This is a genomic window from Agrobacterium sp. CCNWLW32, from assembly GCF_037083425.1.
Classification (GTDB): domain Bacteria; phylum Pseudomonadota; class Alphaproteobacteria; order Rhizobiales; family Rhizobiaceae; genus Agrobacterium; species Agrobacterium radiobacter.
In genome coordinates, this window is the sequence record NZ_JBAOJM010000001.1 from 705,974 (window position 1) to 732,317 (window position 26,344).

At 59.7% G+C, this 26,344-nt stretch carries 23 protein-coding genes and 1 riboswitch; of the genes, 15 read left to right on the plus strand and 8 right to left on the minus strand.

Features of this window, described 5'->3' with window-relative positions; translation table 11 throughout:
- Nucleotides 1–115: 115 nt before the first annotated feature.
- The 8 genes from dusB (at nucleotide 116) to hflX (ending at nucleotide 10,871) form a co-directional block, all read left to right on the plus strand.
- On the plus strand, nucleotides 116–1,129 hold the full coding sequence (gene dusB / locus V6R85_RS03685; RefSeq protein ID WP_111834344.1) for a tRNA dihydrouridine synthase DusB: 1,014 nt from the start codon (nucleotides 116–118) through the stop codon (nucleotides 1,127–1,129).
- Nucleotides 1,126–2,274, plus strand: coding sequence for a two-component system sensor histidine kinase NtrB (locus tag V6R85_RS03690; RefSeq protein WP_003502622.1), 1,149 nt, complete (start codon nucleotides 1,126–1,128; stop codon nucleotides 2,272–2,274). Before dusB ends, V6R85_RS03690 begins: the two co-directional genes overlap by 4 nt.
- Nucleotides 2,271–3,722, plus strand: coding sequence for a nitrogen regulation protein NR(I) (ntrC, locus tag V6R85_RS03695; protein ID WP_003502624.1), 1,452 nt, complete (start codon nucleotides 2,271–2,273; stop codon nucleotides 3,720–3,722). Before V6R85_RS03690 ends, ntrC begins: the two co-directional genes overlap by 4 nt.
- A gap of 150 nt (nucleotides 3,723–3,872) precedes the next feature.
- On the plus strand, nucleotides 3,873–6,134 hold the full coding sequence (locus tag V6R85_RS03700) for a sensor histidine kinase NtrY-like (protein ID WP_111834345.1): 2,262 nt from the start codon (nucleotides 3,873–3,875) through the stop codon (nucleotides 6,132–6,134).
- Nucleotides 6,124–7,488, plus strand: coding sequence for a nitrogen assimilation response regulator NtrX (gene ntrX / locus V6R85_RS03705; RefSeq protein ID WP_003502628.1), 1,365 nt, complete (start codon nucleotides 6,124–6,126; stop codon nucleotides 7,486–7,488). Before V6R85_RS03700 ends, ntrX begins: the two co-directional genes overlap by 11 nt.
- A gap of 48 nt (nucleotides 7,489–7,536) precedes the next feature.
- Complete coding sequence (gene trkA / locus V6R85_RS03710; RefSeq protein WP_003502654.1) at nucleotides 7,537–8,913, plus strand: Trk system potassium transporter TrkA; 1,377 nt, start codon at nucleotides 7,537–7,539, stop codon at nucleotides 8,911–8,913.
- 184 nt (nucleotides 8,914–9,097) lie between these two features.
- The gene (hfq, locus tag V6R85_RS03715) at nucleotides 9,098–9,340 is read left to right on the plus strand and encodes an RNA chaperone Hfq (protein ID WP_003496145.1); all 243 of its coding nucleotides are present in this window, start codon (nucleotides 9,098–9,100) and stop codon (nucleotides 9,338–9,340) included.
- Nucleotides 9,341–9,431: 91 nt separating this feature from the next.
- Nucleotides 9,432–10,871, plus strand: a complete 1,440-nt coding sequence (gene hflX, locus V6R85_RS03720; RefSeq protein ID WP_170318977.1) for a GTPase HflX — start codon at nucleotides 9,432–9,434, stop codon at nucleotides 10,869–10,871.
- 86 nt (nucleotides 10,872–10,957) lie between these two features.
- On the opposite strand, the gene mazG is transcribed toward hflX, so the two are convergent.
- Both mazG and V6R85_RS03730 read right to left on the minus strand, forming a co-directional pair.
- Entirely contained in the window at nucleotides 10,958–11,803 is an 846-nt protein-coding gene (gene mazG, locus V6R85_RS03725; RefSeq protein ID WP_111834527.1) for a nucleoside triphosphate pyrophosphohydrolase, read from the minus strand.
- A gap of 66 nt (nucleotides 11,804–11,869) precedes the next feature.
- Nucleotides 11,870–12,502, minus strand: coding sequence for a deaminase (locus V6R85_RS03730; protein ID WP_410468966.1), 633 nt, complete (start codon nucleotides 12,500–12,502; stop codon nucleotides 11,870–11,872).
- Nucleotides 12,503–12,720: 218 nt separating this feature from the next.
- Here V6R85_RS03730 and cysG point away from each other — a divergent pair, with 218 nt between their 5' ends.
- From cysG to V6R85_RS03755, 5 genes are all read left to right on the plus strand, one after another.
- The gene (cysG, locus tag V6R85_RS03735) at nucleotides 12,721–14,184 is read left to right on the plus strand and encodes a siroheme synthase CysG (protein ID WP_111834347.1); all 1,464 of its coding nucleotides are present in this window, start codon (nucleotides 12,721–12,723) and stop codon (nucleotides 14,182–14,184) included.
- Nucleotides 14,177–14,491 carry a DUF2849 domain-containing protein gene (locus tag V6R85_RS03740; RefSeq protein ID WP_003512933.1) on the plus strand — a complete coding sequence of 105 codons (315 nt, stop codon included), beginning with the start codon at nucleotides 14,177–14,179 and terminating at the stop codon, nucleotides 14,489–14,491. Before cysG ends, V6R85_RS03740 begins: the two co-directional genes overlap by 8 nt.
- A gap of 8 nt (nucleotides 14,492–14,499) precedes the next feature.
- Nucleotides 14,500–16,170: a nitrite/sulfite reductase gene (locus tag V6R85_RS03745; protein WP_003512935.1), complete on the plus strand. Its 1,671-nt coding sequence runs from the start codon at nucleotides 14,500–14,502 to the stop codon at nucleotides 16,168–16,170.
- Nucleotides 16,171–16,180: 10 nt separating this feature from the next.
- Nucleotides 16,181–16,687 (plus strand): DUF934 domain-containing protein, encoded by a 507-nt coding sequence (locus V6R85_RS03750; protein WP_111834528.1) that lies wholly within the window; start codon nucleotides 16,181–16,183, stop codon nucleotides 16,685–16,687.
- Nucleotides 16,688–16,833: 146 nt separating this feature from the next.
- On the plus strand, nucleotides 16,834–17,646 hold the full coding sequence (locus V6R85_RS03755; protein WP_003512938.1) for a ferredoxin--NADP reductase: 813 nt from the start codon (nucleotides 16,834–16,836) through the stop codon (nucleotides 17,644–17,646).
- Nucleotides 17,647–17,709: 63 nt separating this feature from the next.
- On the opposite strand, the gene V6R85_RS03760 is transcribed toward V6R85_RS03755, so the two are convergent.
- Entirely contained in the window at nucleotides 17,710–19,050 is a 1,341-nt protein-coding gene (locus tag V6R85_RS03760) for an MFS transporter (protein WP_162695521.1), read from the minus strand.
- A gap of 133 nt (nucleotides 19,051–19,183) precedes the next feature.
- Between V6R85_RS03760 and V6R85_RS03765 the strand changes: the two genes are divergently transcribed.
- A complete protein-coding gene (locus tag V6R85_RS03765; protein ID WP_111834348.1) occupies nucleotides 19,184–19,687 on the plus strand; it encodes a hypothetical protein in 504 nt (167 codons plus the stop codon).
- Nucleotides 19,688–19,732: 45 nt separating this feature from the next.
- Here V6R85_RS03765 and V6R85_RS03770 read toward each other — a convergent pair whose 3' ends face one another.
- From V6R85_RS03770 to V6R85_RS03790, 5 genes are all read right to left on the minus strand, one after another.
- A complete protein-coding gene (locus V6R85_RS03770) occupies nucleotides 19,733–20,536 on the minus strand; it encodes an endonuclease/exonuclease/phosphatase family protein (protein WP_111834349.1) in 804 nt (267 codons plus the stop codon).
- Between the two features lie 159 nt (nucleotides 20,537–20,695).
- Nucleotides 20,696–23,560: an aminomethyl-transferring glycine dehydrogenase gene (gcvP, locus tag V6R85_RS03775; RefSeq protein WP_111834350.1), complete on the minus strand. Its 2,865-nt coding sequence runs from the start codon at nucleotides 23,558–23,560 to the stop codon at nucleotides 20,696–20,698.
- Nucleotides 23,560–23,922 (minus strand): glycine cleavage system protein GcvH, encoded by a 363-nt coding sequence (gcvH, locus tag V6R85_RS03780; protein ID WP_111834351.1) that lies wholly within the window; start codon nucleotides 23,920–23,922, stop codon nucleotides 23,560–23,562. The genes gcvP and gcvH overlap by 1 nt, the downstream gene beginning before the upstream one ends.
- Before the next feature lie 28 nt (nucleotides 23,923–23,950).
- Nucleotides 23,951–25,090: a glycine cleavage system aminomethyltransferase GcvT gene (gcvT, locus tag V6R85_RS03785; RefSeq protein ID WP_060726191.1), complete on the minus strand. Its 1,140-nt coding sequence runs from the start codon at nucleotides 25,088–25,090 to the stop codon at nucleotides 23,951–23,953.
- 149 nt (nucleotides 25,091–25,239) lie between these two features.
- Nucleotides 25,240–25,327: riboswitch (glycine riboswitch) on the minus strand.
- 217 nt (nucleotides 25,328–25,544) lie between these two features.
- On the minus strand, nucleotides 25,545–25,730 hold the full coding sequence (locus V6R85_RS03790; RefSeq protein WP_111834352.1) for a DUF3008 family protein: 186 nt from the start codon (nucleotides 25,728–25,730) through the stop codon (nucleotides 25,545–25,547).
- Nucleotides 25,731–25,895: 165 nt separating this feature from the next.
- Between V6R85_RS03790 and V6R85_RS03795 the strand changes: the two genes are divergently transcribed.
- A complete protein-coding gene (locus tag V6R85_RS03795; RefSeq protein WP_035212415.1) occupies nucleotides 25,896–26,285 on the plus strand; it encodes a hypothetical protein in 390 nt (129 codons plus the stop codon).
- The last annotated feature ends 59 nt before the right edge of the window (nucleotides 26,286–26,344 follow it).

The window sequence follows — 26,344 nt, forward strand, 5'->3', positions numbered from 1 at the left end:
GCTGCCGACAGCAAAACAGGCAGGCAGTCGCCCAGCAAATAAAAGGTGCAACCCTCTAAAAGTGCTTGGCAACCGCGCAAACACTGTCTAAAAATAATGCAAATAACCCTTCTGCATGAAAGATCATCAATTGCATCTTCCGGAGTTGTCAGAACCGTTCAGCATCGGCTCAGTTACGATCCGTAATCGTGCCGTGCTGGCGCCCATGTCGGGCGTGACGGATCTGCCGTTTCGGCAGCTTGCCTGGCGTTATGGTGCGGGTCTCGTCGTGACGGAAATGGTGGCGAGCCGCGAACTTGTCGCTAACAGGGGAGAATCCTGGGCGCGGCTGAAAAATGCCGGCATGGTTCCGCATATGGTGCAGCTTGCCGGGCGTGAGGCGCATTTCATGGCCGAGGCGGCGAAGATCGCGGCCGATAACGGCGCCGGCATCATCGATATCAATATGGGATGCCCGGCCAAGAAGGTAACGGGCGGTTATTCCGGCTCGGCGCTGATGCGCGATCCCGATCATGCGCTCTCGCTGATCGAGGCGACGGTCAATGCGGTCGACGTGCCTGTGACGCTGAAGATGCGGCTCGGCTGGGACGAAAACACCATCAATGCGCCTGATATCGCCCGCCGCGCCGAGGCGGCAGGTGTTCAGCTCATCACCATTCATGGGCGCACCCGCATGCAGTTTTACGAGGGACGAGCGGACTGGAACGCCATCCGCGCCGTGCGCGAGGTGATTTCCGTGCCTCTCATCGCCAATGGAGATGTGGAGACGGCCGAAGATGCGCGCGAAATCTTGCGCCGTTCGGGTGCGGATGCCGTCATGGTCGGGCGCGGCGCACAGGGACAACCCTGGCTGCCGGCAGTGCTCGCCGGACATGCAGCGCCGCACCGCGACGATATTCCCGCCATTGCCATCGAGCATTACGAGATGATGCTGGAATTTTACGGAAGGGAAGCCGGTCTCCGGCATGCCCGCAAACATCTGGGCTGGTATCTCGACCGTTTCGCGCCAGAGATCGCCACGCCCGACAAGGCTCAAATCATGACATCGCGTGACACGGTGGAGGTGGCCGATCTGCTGCGCTCCGCCCTTTGCAAAAATGCGGGCGAAGCCGCAAGGAAGGCCGCATGAGCGCTGACAAACACAGCCCGGCAGATGCAAACCCGCTCGCCATGGCGGTTCTGAACGCGGTGCAGAACCCCGTCATTCTGGTGGATGCCGAAGGTTTCATCGCGTTTGCCAATTGGGAAGCCGAAGCCTTTTTCGGGGCAAGCGCCTCCCATCTCGCCCGCTACCGCGTTTCCACCTTCATTCCCTTCGGCAGCCCGCTTCTGGCGCTGATCGATCAGGTGCGGGAGCGCCGCGCGCCGGTCAATGAATATCGCGTCGATCTGAGTTCGCCACGGCTTGGACAGGACAAGCTCGTCGATCTCTATGTGGCGCCCGTTGTCAGCGAGCCGGGTTCGGTTGTTGTCGTCTTTCAGGAGCGGTCGATGGCCGACAAGATCGACCGGCAATTGACCCATCGCGCGGCTGCCCGTTCCGTAACCGGCCTTGCCTCGATGCTCGCGCATGAGATCAAGAACCCGCTGTCAGGCATTCGCGGCGCTGCCCAGCTTCTGGAGACATCGGTTGCCGATGAGGACCGGGCGCTGACGCGGCTGATCTGCGATGAGACCGACCGCATCGTTTCGCTGGTCGACCGCATGGAGGTGTTTTCCGACGAGCGGCCGGTAGATCGCGTACCGGTCAACATCCATTCCGTGCTCGATCATGTGAAGGCAATCGCCAAGGCCGGTTTTGCCCGCAATATCAAGATTTCCGAGAACTATGACCCGTCGCTGCCGCCGGTCTATGCCAATCGCGACCAGCTGGTTCAGGTCTTCCTCAATCTGGTGAAGAATGCGGCGGAAGCCGTGGGCAACCAGTCGGATGGCGAGATATTGCTGACCACCGCCTACCGTCCCGGCATGCGGCTTTCCGTCGCCGGCAGCCGCGAGCGCATTTCGCTGCCGCTTGAATTCTGCGTGCATGACAATGGCCCGGGCGTTCCGGCCGATCTCTTACCGCATCTCTTCGATCCCTTCATCACCACCAAGACGAATGGTTCGGGCCTGGGCCTAGCGCTTGTCGCCAAGCTGATCGGCGCCCATGGCGGCATCGTCGAATGCGACAGCCAGAACCATCGCACGACTTTCCGCGTATTGATGCCCGTCTCGCCGGAAGTGGCGCTCGACGACATCACCTTGCCGAACACGACAGGAAATGACCTATGACAGCTACGATCCTCGTCGCCGATGATGATGCCGCAATCCGCACCGTTCTGAACCAGGCGCTGAGCCGCGCCGGTTACGACGTGCGCATCACCTCCAATGCCGCAACGCTCTGGCGCTGGGTTTCGGCGGGCGAGGGCGATCTTGTCGTGACCGATGTCGTGATGCCGGATGAAAACGCCTTCGACCTTCTGCCGCGCATCAAGAAGGCCCGTCCAGACCTGCCGGTTCTTGTCATGAGCGCGCAGAACACCTTCATGACCGCCATCAAGGCCTCGGAAAAAGGCGCTTACGACTATCTGCCGAAGCCCTTCGACCTGACGGAACTGATCGCCATCATCGGCCGCGCCCTGTCGGAGCCGAAGCGCAAGCCGGCCAAGCTTGATGACGACATGCAGGACGGCATGCCGCTCGTTGGCCGTTCCGCGGCGATGCAGGAAATCTACCGCGTTCTCGCCCGCCTGATGCAGACCGACCTGACGCTGATGATCACCGGCGAATCCGGCACCGGCAAGGAGCTGGTGGCGCGGGCGCTGCATGATTACGGCAAGCGCCGCAACGGCCCCTTCGTTGCCATCAACATGGCGGCAATCCCGCGCGACCTGATCGAATCCGAACTTTTCGGCCATGAAAAGGGCGCCTTCACTGGTGCGCAGAACCGCTCGACCGGCCGTTTTGAACAGGCCGAAGGTGGTACGCTGTTCCTCGATGAAATCGGCGATATGCCGATGGATGCCCAGACACGCCTGCTGCGCGTGTTGCAGCAGGGCGAATATACGACGGTGGGTGGGCGCACGCCGATCCGCACCGATGTCCGCATCGTTGCCGCCACCAACAAGGATCTGAAGCAGTCAATCAATCAGGGCCTCTTCCGCGAGGACCTCTATTATCGCCTCAACGTCGTGCCGCTTCGGCTGCCGCCGCTGCGTGACCGCGCCGAGGATATTCCCGATCTCGTGCGCCATTTCATCCAGCAGGGTGAAAAGGAAGGTCTGGAAGGCAAGCGTTTCGAGACCGAGGCGCTGGAAGTCATGAAGGCCTATGCCTGGCCGGGCAACGTGCGTGAACTGGAAAACCTGATCCGCCGCCTGATGGCGCTTTATCCGCAGGAAGTCATCACCCGCGAAATCATCGAGCAGGAATTGCAGTCGGATGTCCCGGACAGCCCGCTCGACAAGATGGCGGTCCGTACCGGCTCGCTCACCATTTCGCAGGCGGTCGAGGAAAACATGCGGGATTATTTCTCAAGCTTTGGTGATGGCTTGCCGCCGCCGGGTCTTTACGACCGCGTGCTGCGCGAACTGGAATATCCGCTGATTCTCGCCGCCTTGACGGCGACACGCGGCAACCAGATCAAGGCTGCTGATCTTCTTGGCCTCAACCGCAATACGCTACGCAAGAAAATCCGCGAGCTTGGAGTTTCCGTGTATCGCAGCTCCCGCCCCAGCTGAGAATGTTGACAAGGCCGCATCTGTCGTTGCATTTTCGCCACATTGTGTTGCTTGGAAAACACTAGGAGGGAGGGAGATTCGCCGAACTGCGGTGAATCTTGCCTGACTTCAGGAATGTGGTGCTGGCTGGCCAGCGATTGGGAGTAGTTGATGCGGAAACCCGCCGCCGAAAACGCCGTTGCTGACGAAGCCGCGGGCATGGTGGTTGCCGATCGCAGGATGTCTTTCGCTCTGCCGGGGCTGGTGCTCGCCGGCGTCGCCCTCGTCTGCGCCATCATTACCCTCTTCGTGCTGCTCGGCGTGACCCCGATTGCGCCGACATCCAACGTCGTCATCGCTTCCGTCGTCATCAATTCGATCTTCGTGATCGGCCTGATCTTTCTGATCGGCCGCGAAATCAACCGCCTGCTAAAAGCCCGGAAAAAGGGCAGGGCGGCAGCGCGTCTGCACGTGCGCATCGTCGTGCTTTTCTCCATCGTGGCGATCACGCCCGCCGTGCTTGTCGCCATCTTCGCCAGCCTGACGCTGAATGTCGGTCTCGACCGCTGGTTTTCGCTGCGCACGCAGTCGATCGTCGATTCGTCGAGCAACATCGCCCAAGCTTATATGATGGAAAATGCCGGTTATCTTCAGGGTCAGACCCTGTCGATGGCCACCGACCTCGACCGCAACCGCGCGCTTTTTTATCTAGACCGCACCGGCTTCGTTGATCTCATGACCCGTCAGGCCAAGGGACGCGGCCTGCTTGGCGCGTTTCTGGTGCAGGAAGACGGCGACGCCGTCGCGCAGGCCGATATCAAGACGGAAAAACCGCTTCCCGCCATTCCGCATGACGCGCTTGAAAAGGCCGCCGCCGGTCAGCCGACGCTGATCCCGCCTGGCATCACCAACCTCGTTGGCGCGATTATCAAGCTCGAAGGCATTAGCGGAACCTTCCTTTACACGGTACGCGCCGTCGATCCCAAGGTCATGGGCGCAATGCGGCTGATGGAAGAGAACCGCGCCGAATACAAGGCGATGGAGGCAGGCCGTGCGCCGCTGCAGATCGCCTTTGCGATCCTCTATCTCGGTTTTGCGCTGATCGTGCTTCTGGCGGCGATCTGGACGGCGATCGCAGTCGCCGACCGTATCGTGCGCCCGATCCGGCTTCTCATCAGCGCCGCAGACAGTGTCGCCACCGGCAACATGCATGTGCTGGTGCCCGTTCGCGCCGTTGATGGCGACGTCGGGCGTCTGTCGCGCACCTTCAACAAGATGGTCTCGGAACTGCGCAGCCAGCAGGAACAGATCATCGAGGCGAAAGACGATATCGACGATCGCCGCCGCTTCATCGAGGCGGTGCTGTCGGGCGTTACCGCCGCTGTTATCGGCGTTGACGAGAACCGCAAGATCACCATCGTCAATCCCTCGGGCGAAGAGTTCTTGGCGCAGACCTCCGAGCAGCTTATCGGTGCGCAACTGTCGGAGATTGCGCCTGAAATCGAAGAGGTCGTGACCGAGGCCAACACCTGGTCGCGCGGCAACTTCCGCAAGCAGATCAATATCATGCGGCGCGGCAAGGAGCGTACCCTCAATGTGCAGGTGACCCGCGAGGACGCCCGCGACAGCCGCGACAGCTATGTCATCACGCTCGACGACATCACCGATCTCGTCATCGCCCAACGCTCCACCGCATGGTCGGATGTGGCGCGGCGCATCGCTCATGAAATCAAGAACCCGCTGACGCCGATCCAGCTTTCTGCCGAGCGCATCAAGCGCCGTTTCGGCAAGCAGATCGATGAGAGTGACCGCGCCATTTTCGACCAGTGTACGGACACCATCGTCCGGCAGGTCGGTGATATCGGCCGGATGGTGGATGAATTCTCCGCTTTTGCGCGTATGCCCAAACCAACGAAGGAAAAATCGGACCTGCGTTCGATTTTGAAGGACGCGGCGTTCCTGCGCGAAATCAGCGCCGCCGACACGAAATTCTCAACGGAACTGGGCGACATCCCGCTGGAGGGCATGTTCGATGCCCGCATGCTGGGACAGGCGTTCGGCAATCTCATCAAGAATGCGACGGAAGCCATCGAGGCGGTGGAAGGCGACAAGCGTCCGGGTAAAATCCTGGTGCGTGCATCCTTCGACGAAGCCAATTCCCGTTTCGTGGCTGACATCATCGACAATGGCCGCGGCCTTCCCGTCGAGAACCGTCACCGCATTCTCGAACCCTATATGACGATGCGGGACAAGGGCACAGGCCTCGGCCTCGCCATCGTCAAGAAAATCATCGAAGAACATGGCGGGTATCTGGAGCTCCATGATGCCCCGGCCGAATTCGACCATGGCCATGGCGCCATGATCCGAGTGCTGCTGCCCTATATCGAGGCGGTCGGCAGCGAAAATAACAAGGAAGCAGCATATGGCGTCTGATATTCTGGTCGTGGATGACGAGGCGGACATTCGCGAAATCGTAGCGGGCATTCTTTCCGACGAGGGACACGAGACCCGCATGGCGTTCGACAGCGACAGCGCGCTGGCCGCCATTTCGGAACGGGTGCCGCGCCTGATCTTTCTCGATATCTGGATGCAGGGTTCGAAGCTCGACGGTCTGGCGCTGCTGGACGAAATCAAGAGCCGCCATCCCGAAATTCCTGTCGTCATGATTTCCGGTCACGGCAATATCGAAACCGCCGTCAACGCCATCAAGCGTGGCGCTTTCGACTTTATCGAAAAGCCGTTCAAGGCCGACCGGCTGATCCTGATCGCCGAGCGGGCGCTGGAAAACTCCAAGCTGAAGCGCGAGGTTCAGGAACTCAAGAAACGCACCGGTGACGCGGTTGAACTCGTTGGTGCGTCACTTGCCGTGTCGCAGCTTCGCCAGACCATTGACAGGGTGGCCCCCACCAACAGCCGCATCATGATCCTCGGCCCCTCCGGCTCCGGCAAGGAGCTGGTGGCGCGCATGGTGCACAAGAAATCCTCGCGCGCTACAGGACCTTTCGTGGCGCTCAATGCCGCGACGATCACGCCCGACCGCATGGAAATCGCGCTTTTCGGCACGGAAGGCCTGCCCGGACAGCCACGCAAGGTAGGCGCCTTGGAAGAAGCCCATCGCGGCGTTCTTTATCTCGATGAAGTCGGCGAAATGCCGCGCGAGACGCAGAACAAAATCCTGCGCGTGCTGGTCGACCAGCAATTCGAGCGTGTCGGCGGCGGCAAGCGGGTGAAGGTGGATGTGCGCATCATTTCCTCGACCGCCCACCATCTCGAAAGCCTGATCGCCGAAGGCCAGTTCCGCGAGGACCTCTATCATCGCCTCGCGGTGGTGCCGGTGAAGGTGCCGGCGCTTTCCGAGCGCCGCGAAGATATCCCCTTCCTCGTCGACATGTTCATGCGGCAGATTTCCGAACAGGCTGGCATTCGCCCGCGCAAGATCGGGGATGACGCCATGGCCGTTCTCCAGACCCATGACTGGCCGGGCAACATCCGCCAGCTCCGCAACAATATCGAGCGGCTGATGATTCTGGCGCGGCCCGAAGGCGGCGAAGCGCCGATCTCGGCCGACATGCTGCCGGCGGATATTGGCGACATGCTGCCGAAGATTTCGGCGCAGGGCGATCAGCACATCATGACCCTGCCGCTGCGCGAAGCGCGTGAAATGTTCGAGCGGGACTACCTGATGGCCCAGATCAACCGCTTCGGCGGCAATATTTCGCGCACGGCGGAATTTGTCGGCATGGAACGGTCGGCGCTGCATCGCAAACTGAAATCTCTCGGCGTATAAGGAATCTAGGCGCTTTGCCGTAACCGATTATTCCGTCAGAGAGACAGCATGAAAGTCATCATTTGCGGCGCAGGGCAGGTGGGTTACGGCATCGCCGAACAATTGTCACGGGAGGATAATGAGGTATCGGTCATCGATACCGCTGCGCCGCTTATTACCGCCATAACCGAGACGCTGGACGTGCGCGGTTATGTCGGCCATGGCGCCCATCCCGACATGCTGGCCAAGGCCGGTGCCGACCAGGCCGACATGATCATCGCCGTTACGCTGCATGACGAGATCAATATCGTCGCCTGTGAGGTGGCGCATGCGCTCTTCAGCGTGCCGACCAAGATCGCCCGCATCCGCGACCAGAGCTATCTGAAGCCGGAATATGCCGATCTCTTCAGCCGCGAGAACATGTCCATCGATGTGACGATTTCTCCGGAAGTTGAAGTCGGCAAGATGGTACTGCGGCGTATCGCTTTTCCGGGCGCAACCGACGTTGTGCGGTTCGCGGAAGATACGATCTACATGCTGGCCATCGAGTGCATGGAAGATTGCCCTGTCATCAACACACCGCTGCAGCAACTCTCCAGCCTCTTTCCCGACCTTATCGCCACAGTGGTTGGCGTTTACCGGGATGGTATTCTGAAGGTGGCGCATTCTTCGGAACAGTTGCGGGTGGGCGACCTTGCCTATGTCATCTGCCAGCGCCAGCACGCCCGCCGTACCTTAAGCCTCTTCGGTCACGAGGAGCAGGAAGCGCAGCGCATCGTGATTGCGGGTGCCGGTAATATCGGCCATTTCGTCGCGCACAAGATCGAGGAGATGCAGCCGAAGACGCGGGTGAAGATCATCGAGTCGGACCGCGACAGGGCGGTTGCCGCATCTGAGCAGTTGAGCCACACCATCGTCATGCATGGTTCGGCGCTCGATCAGAAAATCCTGATGCAGGCCGATATTCAGGACGCCGACCTGATTGTAACGCTCACCAACAATGACCAGACCAATATTCTGGCCGCCGTCATTGCAAAGCAGCTCGGCTGCAAATCGAATCTGGCGCTCTTGAACAGCACGTCATTCCACGATGTCGCCCGTTCTCTGGGGCTCGATGCCTATATCAACCCCAGGGCCGTGACGATCTCCCGTGTGCTTCAGCACGTGCGCAAGGGTCGCATCCGCTCTGTCTACGCCGTCCAGCGCGGTTCGGCGGAGGTAATCGAGGCGGAGGCGCTGGAGACATCGCCGCTGGTCGGCCAATCCTTCCGCGACATCGATATGCCCGAAGGCGTGCGCATCGGCGCGATCTATCGCGACGGTGTGGTGATCCGTCCTGACGGCAGCACGAAAATCAAGGCGAAGGACCGTGTCGTGCTCTTTGCATCCGCCGATGCGGTGCGCGACGTGGAACAACTTTTCCGTGTTTCGATACAATATTTTTGACTGTCCCGAATCGAAAATGCGGGTCAATACTCGTACCCGTCAGGCTGTTTTGACCGTTGCGGAACGGAACATGATTTGATACCAGAGTTTGAGGTCAGCCAAGCGGGGGACAAGACTTGGCCGGCTTATTATTGATTGATTATTTTCCGGTATCCCTGCCGGCAAAAAAGAAAGAAGCGGCGCTATGGCGGAACGTTCTCAAAACCTTCAGGATCTCTTCCTCAATACCGTTCGTAAGCAGAAGATTTCGCTCACGATTTTCCTGATCAACGGCGTCAAGCTGACGGGCGTTGTCACCTCCTTCGACAATTTCTGCGTGCTTTTGCGCCGTGACGGTCATTCGCAGCTGGTCTACAAGCATGCGATCTCCACCATCATGCCGGGCCAGCCGATGCAGATGTTCGAAAGCGAAGAAGGCGCGGCCTGATCGGCTCCCTCGACGGATATTCGATATAGACTGACCCGGACCGGGAACATTTCCCGTTCCGTCAGGTTAATTCCCATGGCCGCCCGCGCGGATGCGGTCGGCCGCAATCTTCTTTCTGGATAAGGCTGAGCCCATTTCGACGCGCGACACTTCGAACGAATCGATCATTCCGGAGCAGGAAAAGCGCCGCGACGACATGCGCGCGGTTGTCCTCGTGCCCGTCCTCAAGCAGCAGCGCGAAAATCGCGATGCGGCGGCAGGCCCCGTCGCTCCCGGCCGTTCCGTTGAAGCCAAGCTTGAGGAAGCCAAGGGTCTGGCGCTCGCCATCGATCTGGAGGTGACGCAGGGTCTCATCGTTTCGGTGAACCAGCCGCGCCCGGCGACATTGTTCGGCACCGGCAAGATCGAGGAAATTGGCCATCTGCTCGATGAGACGGATTCCGGCCTGGTGATCGTCGATCATCCGCTGACCCCGGTGCAGCAGCGAAATCTCGAAAAGCAGTGGAATGCCAAGGTCATCGACCGCACGGGTCTCATCCTTGAAATCTTCGGCCGCCGCGCCTCCACCAAGGAGGGCACGTTGCAGGTTGATCTCGCGCATCTGAACTACCAGAAGGGCCGCCTCGTCAGGAGCTGGACCCACCTTGAGCGCCAGCGCGGTGGTGCGGGCTTCATGGGTGGTCCGGGTGAAACTCAGATCGAGGCCGACAGACGATTGCTGCAGGATCGCATCGTCAAGCTCGAGAAGGAACTGGAGCAGGTGGTGCGCACCCGCCAGCTTCACCGCGCCAAGCGCCGCAAGGTGCCGCATCCGATCGTGGCGCTGGTCGGTTACACCAATGCCGGTAAATCCACGCTGTTCAACCGTATCACCGGCGCGGGCGTTCTGGCGGAGGACATGCTGTTCGCGACGCTCGATCCGACGCTGCGCCGGATGAAGCTGCCGCATGGCCGCACCGTCATCCTGTCCGACACGGTGGGCTTCATTTCCGACCTGCCGACGCATCTCGTCGCCGCCTTCCGTGCAACGCTGGAAGAAGTGCTTGAAGCCGATCTCGTTCTGCATGTGCGCGACATGTCCGATCCGGATAATGCCGCACAGTCTGCGGATGTGCTACGTATTCTCGGCGATCTCGGCATTGACGAGAAGGAGGCCGAAAAGCGCATCATCGAGGTCTGGAACAAGGTCGACCGTCTCGAGCCGGAAGCGCATGACGCCATCATGCAGCGCGCCGAAGGCCGCTCGGATATTCGCGCCGTTTCGGCAATCACGGGTGAGGGCGTCGATGCCCTGATGGACGAGATTTCAAAGCGCCTCTCCGGTGTGCTGACGGAAACGACCGTCGTGCTTTCCGTTGAGCAGCTGTCGCTGATTTCCTGGGTCTACAGCAATTCCATCGTGGATGCCCGTGAAGACCATGAGGACGGATCGGTGGCGCTCGATGTGCGCCTGTCGGAAACGCAGGCCGCCGAGCTGGAGCGCAAGCTTGGTAAAGTTACCATCCGCGAACGCGAGGACTGGGAGCGCTGAGGGCTTCGAGAACGATGGCGGAGCTTCCCTCACGTCACCAGTCTCGGGAGCGCCGGGCGCTCCTATTTTTCGGGCATATCCGGTGATTAGGACGAAACGGTATCGAGCGAGCGCTCGATGCGTTTTGCCGCCTGCCACAGGTCTTCCATCCGCTCAAGGCTCGCTTCTTCCAGCGTCTCGCCATTTTCGGTGAGCGACGTTTCGATGTGATTGAAACGCCTACGGAATTTCGTATTGGTGCCGCGCAGCGCATCTTCCGGATCGGCTTTGACATGCCGGCCAATATTGACGAGGGCAAAGATCAGATCGCCGAGTTCGTCCGAAACTTTCTCCGGTTTCCCCTCCGCCAGCGCCTCACGCAATTCGGCGATTTCCTCCTCGATCTTGTCGAGAATGGGAGCGGGATCTGACCAGTCGAAACCGGCGCGCGCGGCCTGTTCCTGCAGCTTCAGGGCCTCGGTGAGCGCCGGCTGGCTGCGCTGCACGCCGCCCAGAAACCCGGCCTTGAAATCCTCGGTGATGCCCCGCCGCGCGCGGCGCTCAGCCCGTTCGCGCTTTTCCTCGGCCTTGATCCGGTCCCATTGCAGCTTGACGCTGTCAGGTGTATCGGCCTCGGAAACGGCAAAGACATGCGGATGGCGGCGGATCATCTTCGAGGTGACGGCCTCAACCACGTCGCCAAAGGCGAATTCACCCCGTTCCTCGGCAATGCGGGCGTGGAAAACCACCTGCAAGAGAAGGTCGCCCAGTTCCTCGCAAAGATCGTCCATGTCCTTGCGCTCGATGGCGTCGGCGACTTCATAAGCTTCTTCAATGGTATAGGGCTTGATCGTCTCGAAGGTTTGCACAACATCCCACGGGCAACCGGTTTCCGGCCGGCGCAGGGCTTCCATGATCTCGATCAGGCGGGAAATATCCTTCGAGGCTTCCATATGTCTCAAACCTTCGTTCTTCGCTTTTTTGCGCATTATCCTGACGGAAAACCGCCTGGAAGGGCTCTAATTCAACGGAATGTCGTTACCGCTTTTTGACGACTGATAGCTGGTGGAAAGATCGTCATAAGCGGCCTTGATACGGGCCGTCTGCGCCTTCAGCGTGGTTTTGAGCGGATCATCTTCGCCCTCCACCAGATCGGCGATGAAGAAAGAGTTCCAGAAGGCGTTACTGCGGCGATATCCGCCCGGCTCCAGCCCAAAAATTTCCTTCAGGATTTTCAGATCGTGCGGGATCGCGAAAGCGTCGCGGGAATCCTCATGGCTGAAAAAGGAATAGAAATTGTCGAAACCGGCCCAGGTGATGGCGGACATGCACATGGTGCAGGGTTCATGGGTGGAAAGAAAAATCAGGTCCTTGGTGTTCGGTTTTTCGCCGAGTTCGTAAAACCGCTTCAGCGTGTGCACCTCGCCATGCCAGAGCGGATTTTCCAGCTCGTTGTTGGTCTCCGCTATCACCAGCGACAGATCGGATTTGCGCAGGATAGCCGCACCGAAGACCTTGTTGCCGAGGCTGACGCCGCGCGCCGTCAAGGGCAGAATATCGTGTTCGATGACATCAAGAAGGCGGTTGGCGAGGGTGTGGCTGGTCAAGGGTCTGATCCTTCGTGCCGCCTCAAGGAAAAGCGGTCTTCGCATGGAGAAATCGACTGGTAATCGTTGCTCCTTGTTCGGCGCGGGTACCCGCTTTGTCAAGGGATTCTGAGTGGATTCTCAGGCCTCGCGCAGGCGCGAAAAAGGGCTACCGGTTTGTTTTCCTCCAAAACCGGGGTCTTCGAGAAATAAAAATCCAGGTGTCGGAAAGGCTTGAATTTCTGTTTCTTCAATCTTGCACCGCAATGCGAGATATATGTCCAATGCACAACGAACATGATTTTTCCGCTGCTGGCGACCGCCTTTCTACCTTCCCCGCCTTCTTCCGGGTTGAGGGACGGCAGGTCGCTGTGTTCGGTAATGGTGATGAAGCGTTCGCGAAGGTGAGGCTTCTCGCCAATACCAATGCGCATATCATTGCCTATGCCAACAAGCCGGAAGCGGATTTTGTGCGCTATCTCCGCGAGAACGGCATTGATCATCGGGCTTTGGGTTTCTCCAGCCAGTTGATCGAAGGCGCGACGCTGGTTTTTGCCGCCACCGGGGACGAGGCGCTGGACCGCGAGATAGTTACGGCTGCGCGCGCTAAGAAAATCCCCGCCAATGCGGTGGACCAGCCGGAATTTTGCGATTTCTTCACCCCGGCGCTTGTCGCCCGCGCGCCCGTCGCCATCGCCATTGGCACCGAAGGGGCAGGGCCGGTTCTCGCCCAGATGATCCGCGTGCGTATCGACCAGATGCTGTCACCGTCGCTTGGCAAGCTTGCCCGCCTTGCGGTGCAGTATCGTGATGCGGCGGAAAAAAACGTGCCCAAGGGAGCATTGAGACGCAATTTCTGGCGGCGGTTCTTTTCCGGTGCTGTCGCAGATGCCGTCGCTCTCGGCGATACGCTTTCCGCCCGCGATGCCGCCAACCGTCTGTTGCAATCGCCCGAACGCAGTGAAGGCCGCGTCTGGCTTGTCGGCGCTGGCCCCGGTGCGGAAGACCTGTTGACGCTGCGCGCGCAGCGCGTGTTGATGGAGGCCGACGTCATCGTTTATGATGCGCTGGTACCGCAGGCGATCGTCGATATGGGTCGCCGCGATGCCGAAAGACTGTCTGTCGGCAAGCGCAAGGGCTGCCATACGAAGTCGCAGGATGAGATCAACCACCTGCTGGTGCGTCTCGGCAAGGATGGCAAGCGCGTCGTTCGCCTCAAATCCGGTGATCCGCTGGTTTATGGCCGGGCGGGCGAGGAGATGGCGGCGTTGCGTGACGCTGGCATCGGTTACGAGATCGTGCCCGGCATCACTTCGGCCTTTGCCGCCGCTGCGGATTTCGAATTGCCGCTGACGCTGCGCGGTGTCGCCTCGTCGCTGATTTTCACCACCGGCCACGATCTGACCGGCGATGTCCTGCCCGATTGGGCGCGTCTTGCCGTCTCTGGTGCGACGATTGCCGTCTATATGGGCCGCAGCGTTGCCGCTTCGGTCGCGACAAGGCTGATCGAGGCAGGTCTCGGCGTGGAAACGACGGTGGCCGTCATCGAAAATGCCAGCCGCGCGGATCGCCGCCTGCTGCATGGCACTTTGAACGATCTGCCCGACCTCGAACATCGCGACGAACTGACCGGTCCGGTCATGGTCATCATCGGCGATGCGGTGGCGGGCGCCAATTTTGACAGGTCCGAGGCGCTCGCGCTTGTTGCGCGGCCAGCGAACCTTAAAAGGGAGTATGCAAATGGCTGACAAGGTTTTGACCGCCAACCGCCTGGGCGATGGGATCGCTGTATGGCTCGATGCCAATGGCGAATGGACGGAGAACCTGCAGGACGCAATCGTCGCCCGCCACGCAGAGGCCGTCGCTTCGTTCGAGGAAATCGGCAAGCGGGATTTTTCCGCCAACAAGGTCGTTGACGTGAATGTCATCGACGTGGTGGAGGAGAATGGCAAGCTTTGGCCGACGCGGCTTCGTGAGCGTATTCGCGCCGCTGGCCCGACCATGCACTATGCCAACGGCTTCAAGCCGGCCGATGCAGCATTCATCGCAGTCTGAGGAAGAATATGTACCGTTACGACGAGTTCGATCACGCATTTGTTGAAGGCCGCGTGGCACAGTTTCGCGATCAGGTCGAGCGCCGGTTGTCCGGCGAGCTTGCCGAGGACGCGTTCAAGCCGCTGCGCCTTATGAACGGTGTCTATCTCCAGCTCCATGCCTATATGCTGCGCGTCGCCATTCCCTACGGCACGCTGAATTCGCAGCAGATGCGGATGCTGGCCCATATCGCCCGCAAATATGACCGGGGTTACGGCCACTTCACCACCCGCCAGAACATTCAGTACAACTGGCCGCGCCTGTCCGACACGCCCGATATCCTCTCCGAACTGGCAAGCGTGGAAATGCATGCGCTGCAGACCTCGGGTAACTGCATTCGCAACGTGACCGCCGACCATTTCGCGGGCGCCGCCGCAGACGAGGTCGCCGATCCGCGTCCTTATGCGGAAATCCTGCGTCAATGGTCTTCCGTGCATCCGGAGTTCTCGTTCCTGCCGCGCAAGTTCAAAATCGCTGTAACGGGCGCCGAGCGCGACCGCGCCGCGATTCAGGTTCACGATATCGGCCTGCATCTGAAAAAGAACGACAAGGGCGAGATTGGTTTTGCCGTCTATGTCGGCGGCGGGCAGGGCCGTACGCCGATGATCGCCAAGAAGATCCGCGACTTCCTGCCGGAAGAAGACCTGCTGTCCTATACCACGGCCGTCATGCGCGTTTACAACCTGCACGGCCGCCGCGACAACAAATACAAGGCGCGTATCAAGATCCTCGTGCATGAAACCGGCGCAGAAGAACTGGCCCGCCAGGTTGAGGTTGAATTCGCGGAGCTGAAAAACACGGAATTGAAGCTGCCGGATGCCGATATTGCAGCCATCACCGCCTATTTTGCACCGCCAGCACTGAAGGACCGCCCTGAAGGCTGGGAGAGCCTGGCGCGCTGGAAGCGGGCGGATGAAGGTTTTGCCCGTTTTGTCGAGCAGAACGTCCAGCCGCATAAGCATCCGGACTACGGCATGGTGACGATTTCCCTGAAGCCGATTGGCGGCATTCCCGGCGATGCGACCGACGAGCAGATGGAACTCGTCGCCGATATCGCCGCCGAATACGCGTTTGACGAAATCCGCATCAGCCACGAGCAGAACATCATCCTGCCGCATGTGGCGCTGGCCGATCTCGAGCCGGTCTATCGCGCACTTGTAGGAGCCGGACTGGCGACTGCCAATGCCGGGCTGATCACCGATATCATTGCCTGTCCTGGGCTGGACTATTGCGCGCTTGCCAATGCGCGCTCCATTCCGGTGGCGCAGGAAATCTCTACCCGTTTTGGCGCGCCGGAACGTCAGGCGGAAATCGGCGAGCTTAAGATCAAGATTTCCGGCTGCATCAATGCCTGCGGCCACCACCATGTCGGCCATATCGGCCTTCTGGGTGTTGAGAAGAAGGGTGCGGAACTCTACCAGATCACGCTTGGCGGATCGGGTGATGAAAACACCTCGATTGGTGAGATTATTGGCCGCGGTTTCGAGCCGGAAAAAGTCACCGACGCGGTGGAAACCATCGTCGACACCTATCTGGGCTTGCGTCTTTCGAAGGAAGAAACCTTCCTCGAAGCCTATCGCCGCGTCGGACCGCAGCCGTTCAAGGATGCGCTCTACGGTTCCGCCGCTGAAGCCGCCTGAGGAGATTGCCATGACGAAAATCTGGAACCGCGACGGCTTCGTGGAAAACGATCCCTGGGTGATCGAAACGGAAGAAGTGAACGCAACTGCCGAGCAGAAACCGGTGCTGCCGCTCGCTGATTTCCTTGTCCGGGCGGCCGAAAGCAATGATGTCGGCCTCGGCGTTCTGATTGCGCCTGCCGACGATGTCACCCGGCTCGAGCCCTATCTCGACCGCATCGACCTTGTCGCCGTCAGCTTCCCGGCCTTCAATGACGGGCGGGGTTTCAGCCATGCCTCGTTGCTGCGCAGCCGTCTTGATTTTGCCGGCGAGGTGAGGGCGGTTGGCGATGTTTTGATCGACCAGGTGCCGCTGATGCTGCGCACCGGCTTCACCAGCTTTGCGGTCACGAACGAGACGGCGATCCGCCGCCTGTCCGAAAATCGCCTGCCGGAAATCCCGGTCTATTACCAGCCGGCGGCCCTTCCGGCCAACGGTGGAGAGGCCTATAGCTGGCGCCGCCGTGCGGCCCAATGACGCGTTGCGCGGAAATATGAGTTTTAGATGCATATTTTCTGCGCGCATGGCAGTATTGATATTCTCATGCCTTCAAACCGCGGCAAAAATGGTATAATTGCCCGGTCGAAGAATGTCGCTTATCGAATGAATGGACGGAACCTGAAATGAACGCGCCAGCCAAGACGGAAGATTTCGCGATCAAGATACCCGATGGTGTTTACGCCGAGACAGTTTTGTCGGTGGAACACTATACGGATCACCTGTTCCGCTTCCGCATGACGCGTCCGGCCGGCTTCCGCTTCCGCTCCGGCGAATTCGCCATGATCGGCCTGATGGTCGGCGAAAAGCCGATCTACCGCGCCTATTCCATCGCCAGCCCTGCCTGGGACGAGGAACTTGAATTCTTCTCGATCAAGGTTCCGGATGGCCCGTTGACCTCGCATCTTCAGGCGATCAAGCCCGGCGACACCGTGCTTATGCGCAAGAAGCCGACAGGCACTCTGGTTCTGGATGCGCTGACACCAGGCAGACGGCTCTATATGTTCTCGACCGGCACCGGCATCGCACCTTTCGCAAGCCTGATCCGCGATCCGGAGACCTATGAAAAGTTTGAAGAGGTCATCCTCACCCATACCTGCCGCGATGTGGCCGAATTGAAATACGGTTTCGACCTGGTCGAGGAAATCAGGAACCATGAATTCCTGAACGAGATCGTCGGCGACAAGCTCAAGCACTATGCGACTGTCACGCGCGAGGATTATCCCTTCAAGGGCCGCATCACCTCGCTGATTGAGAACGGCAAGCTGTTTGCGGATCTGGGTGTTCCCGCACTCGATCCCGCGATCGATCGCGGCATGATCTGCGGTTCTTCGGCCATGCTGAAGGACACGAAGGAGCTTCTTGAAAAGGCCGGCCTTAACGAAGGTGCGAATAACAAGCCTGCCGAGTTCGTCATCGAGCGCGCTTTCGTCGGGTAAAACCGAAATTTGCACGGGTTGGATTAAGGAGGCCGTGAGGCCTCCTTTTTTATTTGTACGGTTTTACTGAGGCAGTGCTTCGTCGGCCTGCTTCGGGGCGATCTCGTTTCGGTAGATGAAGAAGAGGGCGATAGCGATGGCCGATATGCCGCCGCCGACCAAGTGCGAAAGGGCGTAACCGCCTTTGGTGACCAGCCAGCCGGCAACGACGTTGCTGAGGGACGCACCAATGCCTTGCACCATCATGACGCTTGCAAGGCCGACATTGAACCGGCCGGTTCCCTTGAGAATGCGTTCGGCGGCCACAGGCGTCACGATGCCCAGAAGGCCGGCACCGATACCATCAAGCAACTGTACCGGAAAGATTACCCAGAAATCGGTGAAGGCGGAAGCCAGCAGACCGCGGATCGGCAGGGCCGCAAGCGCGATCAGGAACACCGTCGCAAGACCGAAGCGACGGATAAGCCACGGCGCCAGGGCCGCAACGAAGATCATGGCAAATTGCGCGACGCCAGTAATGATCGCTGTCGTGCGGAATGGTGTCTGCAGTTCGATGGCAAAATTCTGCGCGATAAGCCGCCCCATCGGCGCGTTGCCGAAGTGGAAGATGAGAAGAATGATCGCGAGGAATATCAGACCGCGTTCGTGAAGCAGCACGTTGATGCCTGAGGGCCCCGGTTCGCCCTTGTCTTCGCCAAGGCCTCGCGCCACCTTGTGGTCGATCCTGTCGGGGTCGATGGCGGCGGCGGCAACAAGTGCGCCGGCAGCCGTCAGAAGCATCAGTCCGATGACGCCATGCAGGCCGAAGAAGGAAACGGCAACGTAAGTGGCGAAGAGCGATGCGAAATTGCCGCCATGGTTCCAGAATTCGTTTTGCGATATCTGACGGGAGAACAGGCGTTCACCGACCAGACCAAGCGTCAGTCCGGCCAGAGCCGGTCCCACGACGGCGCCGACAACCGCAGTCATGATCTGGCCGGTCCAGACGATCCACGCATCGGGAAAAATCAGCGTAATCAGCGCTCCGACGGTCACGAGAACGACGGGGATGGCAATCAACGTTCTTTTCCACGTCGTGCCGTCCACCAACGCGCCGCAGAGCGGTGTGGCAAGCAGACCGACGAGGCCGCCGACCGTGGCGATCATCCCCAGCGAAAGCGATGACCAGCCCTGTGTCGCCAAAAATGCGTCCAGGAACGGACCTAGCCCGTCGCGGGCATCGGCCAGAAAGAAATTAAGCGCCGCAAGGGCAAAAAGCGTGCGGTCTGACATACCACCGCTGCGAGGCAGACCGCCGGAGGGGAGGCTGCCGCGCGGTGCCAAAACGCCGATCGTCGTCATGAAATATGCTCCGAAAAATATGCGGTAGGTGATCAGAAATTGATCGACGCTGGCGAGAAACATCTATGCCTGCATTTGGTTGCATCGGCACGACAGAAACATGAGCCTCTCGAATTTTTTGACAGTTGCTAAATAAACCGGAGGAACGTTTGACGGCGCAAGCGAGTTAGTCTTCGTGAAAAATTGGATACGCGCCATGAAAACGAAGGCTATCACGAGTTTATTTTTTGCAGGGCTGCTCGGTGTGCAGCCGGCATTAGCGGACGAACGCGAATTCCTCTCGTCGCTGAAAGGCACATGGGCGGGGAAGGGAACCGTGATCACCCGGATTGGCACGCCGCCAATCAACGTCAATTGTACGCTGAATTCCAAAGCGGGGACCTCGTCGCTCAATATGTCCGGCACATGCCGTGGCCTTCTGGTGGTCAGGCGCGCAATTGCGGCCGACCTGTCGGAGAAAGGTGGACGTTACAGCGGCGCTTACACCGGACCCTCCGGCCGACCGTCTGCCCTTTCCGGTACGCGACAGGGAAATGCAATCAATCTGACGGTTCGCTGGCACCGCGACATCAACGGTGACCGCGTCGCAGCCATGACAATCGAAAAAGTCGGGCAAAACGGCCTGCGGCTTCGCACGACCGACAAGGACGGCAGGAGCGGCAAGACGGTGGTGACGAGCGATATCCGGCTGGTGCGCTGACCCAGCCGCGACGTGAGGCAACGACCGATAAGGCGGCTTAAGCCTCTAGCTGAATTCGAGCAGCAAGGGGCAATGATCCGAGACTTCTGGCTGTCTCACCACATCAAAGTGATCGACCTGCACAACCGGATTGACCAGCATGTAATCTGCAAAACGGTTTTGTTTGGCATAGTGCGAGGTGCGCGTGTCTGTGAAACCACGTGTTGTGACGAGTTCGATGAGATCCAGTTCCTTCAATACCGTGAAGGTGTCGCTCTCAGGCAGAACATTAAAATCGCCGCAGACGATGATCCGGTCACCATCCTCCGCGATGTCTTTGACGAGTTTCACGAGGCGTTTTGCCTGCATCAGACGGGCGGGAATATCCTGTTTACCGTTGGGGTCACGCAGCCCATGCATATGGGCGATGACGGCTGGCTGGCCGGTCGTGAAGTCGAAAACCCTGACAGCATGGCCCGTGCGCGAACGCGGGTGATCTCCGTATCCATTCGCAGAAAAGCAGCCGTGCACAAAACCTTGAGCCTGCGCAACAATCGCGATGGATTTACGCACGAAAGTCGCCAGCCCCCATTGTGAGGGATATCGTGTCTCCCCGTGCCAGAGGTCACCCTGTGCCGCCGGGCAAAAGATTGCAAGATGATCGGGTAGGGCTTCTTCGACATCGCGAAGGAAGTTCGCCCTTTGTGGCAGGTCCCTACCGTCATCGCGATAGCTCAGCCAGTCCTCTTCGGCTGCCGGTGTATGCACCACTTCCTGCAAACATAGAATGTCGGGATCGGACGCGGAGATATAGGGAACAAGCTCGTCATGGAGCTTTCCGCCCCAACCATTCAGGCAAATCAAACGCATTCAAACTCCATCACCGCTTAAATTGCAGCATCCGGTTTAGCATGGAACGGGTTACGATCAATCGCATGTGACGTGGTAGCGCAGTCTTGGGGCTTGTGTCCGGAACGAAAAAGGCCCGGATCGCTCCGGGCCTTCATAAGTTCGTTCGTACCGATGCCTTTATTCGGCGGCCTCGGCATAAGCCTCCATCGGCGGGCAGGTGCAGATGAGGTTGCGGTCGCCATAGACATTGTCAATGCGGTTGACCGGCGACCAGTATTTGTCGATGCGGAAGGCGCCGGGCGGGAAGCAACCCTGTTCGCGGCTGTAGGGACGATCCCACTCGCCGACGAGATCTTCCACCGTGTGCGGCGCGTTCTTCAGCGGATTGTTGGTCTTGTCCGCACGGCCTTCCTCGATGTCGCGGGCTTCCTCGCGGATCGCCAGCATGGCATCGCAGAAACGGTCGATTTCCGCCTTGGTCTCGGATTCCGTCGGCTCGATCATCAGCGTGCCGGCAACCGGCCAGCTCATGGTCGGCGCATGGAAACCGCAGTCGACGAGACGCTTTGCAACGTCGTCCACCGTCACGCCGCAGCTGTCTGCCAGCGGGCGGGTGTCGATGATGCACTCATGCGCCACACGTCCCGTTTCGGACTTGTAGAGCACGTCGTAAGCGCCCTTCAGCCGTTCGGCGATGTAGTTGGCGTTGAGGATCGCAACCTTGGTCGCCTGCGTCAGCCCTTCGCCGCCCATCATCAGGCAGTAGCTCCAGGAAATCGGCAGGATCGACGGCGAGCCGAAGGGGGCAGCCGAAACCGCACCTTCACGACCGTCCGTCGTCGGATGGCCGGGAAGATAGGGAGCAAGATGCGCCTTGACGCCGATCGGCCCCATGCCCGGACCGCCGCCGCCATGCGGGATGCAGAAGGTCTTGTGCAGGTTGAGGTGGCTGACGTCGGAACCGATATCGCCGGGACGGGCAAGACCGACCATGGCGTTCATGTTGGCGCCGTCGAGATAGACCTGACCACCGTGTTTATGGGTGATCTCGCAAATCTCGCGAACCGTCTCCTCAAACACGCCATGGGTGGACGGATAGGTGATCATGCAGCACGAGAGGTTTTCCGCATACTGCTCTGCTTTTGCTCGGAAATCGTCGATATCAATATCGCCATTTTCCCGCACTTTCACCGGCACCACTTTCATGCCGACCATCTGCGCGGAGGCTGGATTGGTGCCATGCGCCGAGGTTGGAATGAGGCAAACGTCGCGATGTGCGCCGCCATTGGCGATGTGGTAGTTGCGGATGGTCAGGAGCCCCGCATATTCCCCTTGCGCGCCGGAATTCGGCTGCATGGAGAAGGCGTCGTAACCGGTGACCGAGCACAGCTTTTCCGAGAGGTCATCGATCATCTCCTTGTAGCCGAGCGCCTGATTGGCCGGCACGAAGGGATGGATGTCGGAAAATTCCGGCCAGGTGATCGGCAGCATCTCCGCAGTTGCGTTCAGCTTCATGGTGCAGGAACCGAGCGGGATCATCGAGCGGTCGAGCGCCAGATCACGGTCCGAAAGACGGCGGATGTAACGGGTCATCTCGCTTTCGGCACGGTTCATGTGGAAGATCGGATGCGTCATGTACTGGCTGGTGCGCAGCAGTTCCTTCGGCAGACGATACTCCGGCTCGAAATCCGAGATCGAGAAATTGCCGCCGAATGCGCGCCAGACGGCCTCAAGCGTCGCAGGGCGCGTGCGCTCGTCAAGGCTCATGCCGATCTTGGTCGCGCCGACCTTGCGCAGGTTCACGCCTTCCGCAACAGCAGAGCGCAGGATGACGCCCTGCATATGACCGACTTCGACGGTGATGGTGTCGAAGAAGGTCTCCGGCTCGATGACGTAGCCGAGCTTTTCCAGCCCCTTGGCCATCAGAACGGCCTTCTGGTGGGTCTGCTGGGCTATGGCCTTGATGCCCTGCGGGCCGTGGAAGACGCCGTACATCGACGCCATGACGGCCAAGAGCACCTGTGCGGTGCAGATGTTGGAGGTGGCCTTTTCGCGGCGGATATGCTGCTCGCGGGTCTGTAGCGACAGGCGATAGGCGCGATTGCCGCGCGCATCGACCGAGACCCCGACCAGACGGCCAGGCATGGAGCGCTTATGCGCATCCTTGACGGCCATGTAAGCCGCATGCGGACCGCCGTAACCGACCGGAACGCCGAAACGCTGCGAGGTGCCGATGGCGATATCCGCGCCCATTTCACCGGGTGACTTCAACAGCGTCAGCGCCAGAAGATCGGCGGCGACGGCGGCGATGGCACCGGTCTGGTGCAGGCGGGAAATCAGGCCCGAGAAGTCGCTGACATGGCCGTGGGTGCCGGGATACTGGAAGATAGCGCCGAACACGTCGACCGGATCGAGATCGGTGAACGGGTTGCCAACGATCACCTTCCAGCCGAGCGGGGCTGCACGGGTCTCAATCAGCGCGATAGTCTGCGGGTGGCAATTGGCGTCCACGAAGAAGGCGGTCGCCTTGGACTTGGCAACGCGCTGGCACATGGCCATTGCTTCGGCAGCGGCGGTCGCTTCATCGAGCAGCGATGCATTGGCGACATCGAGGCCGGTCAGATCGCAGACCATGGTCTGGTAGTTCAGCAGCGCCTCAAGACGGCCCTGGCTGATTTCTGGCTGGTAAGGCGTATAGGCGGTGTACCAGGCCGGGTTTTCCAGAATGTTGCGCTGGATCACCGGCGGGGTGATTGTACCGTAATAGCCCTGGCCGATCAGCGAGGTCAGCACCTGGTTCTTGTTGGCCGTTTCGCGCAGGCGGTCGAGCGCCTCGCGTTCGGTCAGCGCTGCACCCCAGGTCAGCGGCACCTTCTGGCGGATGGAGGAGGGAACGGTGGCGTCGATCAGGGCGTCGAGGCTCTTGTAGCCAACGACCTTCAGCATGTCAGCCATTTCCGACGGCGACGGCCCGATGTGACGTCGATTGGCGAAATCATAGGGCTGATAGTCGGTGAAATGGAATTCTGTGGGCGTCGTCATTACGCGATCAGCTCCCTGTAGGCTGCTTCGTCGAGCAGCGTATCGGCATCCGCGACGTTGGAAAGCTTCAGCTTGAAGAACCAGCCGGCGCCCTGCGGGTCCGAATTGACCAGCGAGGGATCGTCGACGATGGCCTGGTTGATTTCCACCACTTCGCCATCCAGCGGACAATAGACATCGGAAGCCGCCTTGACGGATTCAACGGTCGCCGCGTCGCCATCCTTGGAGAAGGTGGCGCCCACTTCCGGCAATTCGACGAAGACGAGATCGCCAAGCTGTTCAGCGGCGTGGCTGGTAATGCCAACGGTGGCGATATCGCCTTCGAACTTCAGCCATTCGTGTTCTGCGGTAAATTTCAGCATCGTATTTTCTCCGGAGATGGGATGAAGATTATCGTTTGTAGGTGGGCTTGATGAAGGGCAGGGCAGCGACGGTGACGGGCAGATATTTGCCGCGCACTTCCGCAAAGATCGCCATACCGGGAGCCGTATAGGCCGTTGGCACGTAACCCATGGCGACGGGACCTTCGACCGACGGGCCGAAGCCGCCGGAAGTCACTTCGCCGATTTCCGTCTTGCCCTCGGCATCCGCGAAAAGCTTGGAATGGCCGCGCACCGGCGCCTTGCCCTCGGGCTTCAGGCCGACACGGCGGCGTGATGTGCCGTCTTTCAGTTCGCCGAGAATGCGCTCCGCACCCGGAAAGCCGCCCTCGCGATCGCCACCGGCGCGGCGCGCCTTCTGGATCGCCCATTCGAGCGAAGCTTCGATGGGGGAGGTCGTGGTGTCGATATCATTGCCATAAAGACAAAGGCCGGCTTCCAGACGCAGGCTGTCGCGCGCGCCAAGACCTATCGGCTCGCAATCGGGATGTTCGAGCAGGGCCCTGGCAATCTCTTCCGCCTTTGCGGCGGGCACGGAAATTTCAAAACCGTCCTCACCGGAATAACCGGAGCGGGAAACGATGCAGGGGACGTCGTGCAGCGGAACTTCCAGCACGTCCATGAACTTCATTTCAGACACGCCGGCCCAAAGTTCGGCCAGAACCGCTTCCGCGCGTGGTCCCTGCAGCGCGATCAGCGCCCGATCATCGAGAAGGGTAATTTCGCAGTCGCCGGAAAGATGCGCCTTCATATGAGCGACATCGGCGTCCTTGCAGGCCGCGTTGACGACGACGAAAAGATGATCGCCGCGATTGGTGATCATCAGGTCATCTAGGATGCAGCCGTTTTCATCGGTGAAGAAACCGTAGCGCTGGCGGCCTTCCTTGAGACCGAGAATATCGACCGGCACCAGCTTTTCCAGTGCAAGCGCTGCGTCGGCATTGTTGCCGGACTTCGCCTTCACGATCACCTGGCCCATGTGGGATACGTCGAACAGGCCGGCTGAGGTGCGGGTCTGAAGATGTTCCTTCAGAACGCCGGCCGGATATTGCACCGGCATATCGTAACCGGCAAAAGGCACCATGCGGGCGCCAAGCGAAATATGCAGGGAATTGAGCGGCGTGATTTGAAGCTCGGCGTTATCGTCCAAGGACGCCTCCAGGGTTGCGCGAATGATCGCGCGGGCTCAGGTCATGGCGCGAAGCGCCGGTTCAAGAGCCCCCTCTGTCCTTGTCGCCTGAGATTGTTATCCCTTCGGCGAGCCGTCCTGTTTAAAGGTGGCTTCTCTCCAGAGTTTCGTCTTCACCGCTGGTCCTTTTGCCTGAGAGTTTCCGGGGCGGTTGCTCCTTCGGCACCGCATTGAAGCGGTTTCTCCCAACGATGATGCGACGCTCATTATCTTCGAAGGCCCGCTATTGGCAAGGACCAAATGACGCATCTGAACAGATTCTTGCTCCATCTGCGCCATCAACATCTATCCTGTCCGGTATAACGGTTTTAAGACCGCGTTTCGTACTCGTCGGAGTAGTCCGGTCGATGCGGCTCGCATGGGCGCGACGAGGCTTTTTCAGCGTACGGCTTCAGGCTGGCTGGAAGGGGCGGCGCTAATCGGATTTTTTCTCCGGCAGGCCTTTGCGTTTCGTCGAGGCGAAATCCTCAAATTCCTTTTCTGTCATGGACTTCTCCATGCTTTTTGAAGCACCTTGTAAACTGGATTTCTTCGTCTCACCCCGTTTGGCGGCGAGTGCGGCGCCGGCGGCTTTCTGCTGGGCTTTCGATTTGGCTGGCATGTCGGATCTCCCTTGAAACGGTGGTTCCGACGGGGAAATGCCGCCTTGCGGCGATTGTTCCCTTGCAACTGTTAAGCCTGCGGCAAAATTCCCCTTTGAAATCGGCAGGAAAGCGGGATATCGCATGGGATTATGGATGCAAATCAAAAACGATGGCTGACAGGGATGGAGAAGGTGCTTCGCATTTTCTGCGCGACCCTGATGTTGTCGCTCGGTTTTGCCCACAAGCCCGCACTTGCCGTCGCCCCGGAGGTTGTCCTCGACGAGAGCTACCGGCTTCCGGATGGCACCTTTGCCGAAATCTGCCTCGGCCACGCCGGCGGTTTGAATGCCTCCCACACCAAGGACAGCCCGACCCATTCGGGTGACGCCATCCTCTTCTGCGAGGCGTGCCTGCTGGCATCGTCCATTCTTCTGCCCATGCCCGATACGGAAGGTTGGCTGAAGACCCAATTTGCCTGGCTCGACAATCGTCTCTCTGCGGAATGGAGCTTCCGCTCCGTCCTGACGATCCAGCAACCCGCCGCGCGCGGCCCGCCACCCCAGTCCGCCTGATTTTTCGTTTTAACGGGATAATCGCCGTCTTTGGCGGCACGGAGCGGCTGCGCAGACCC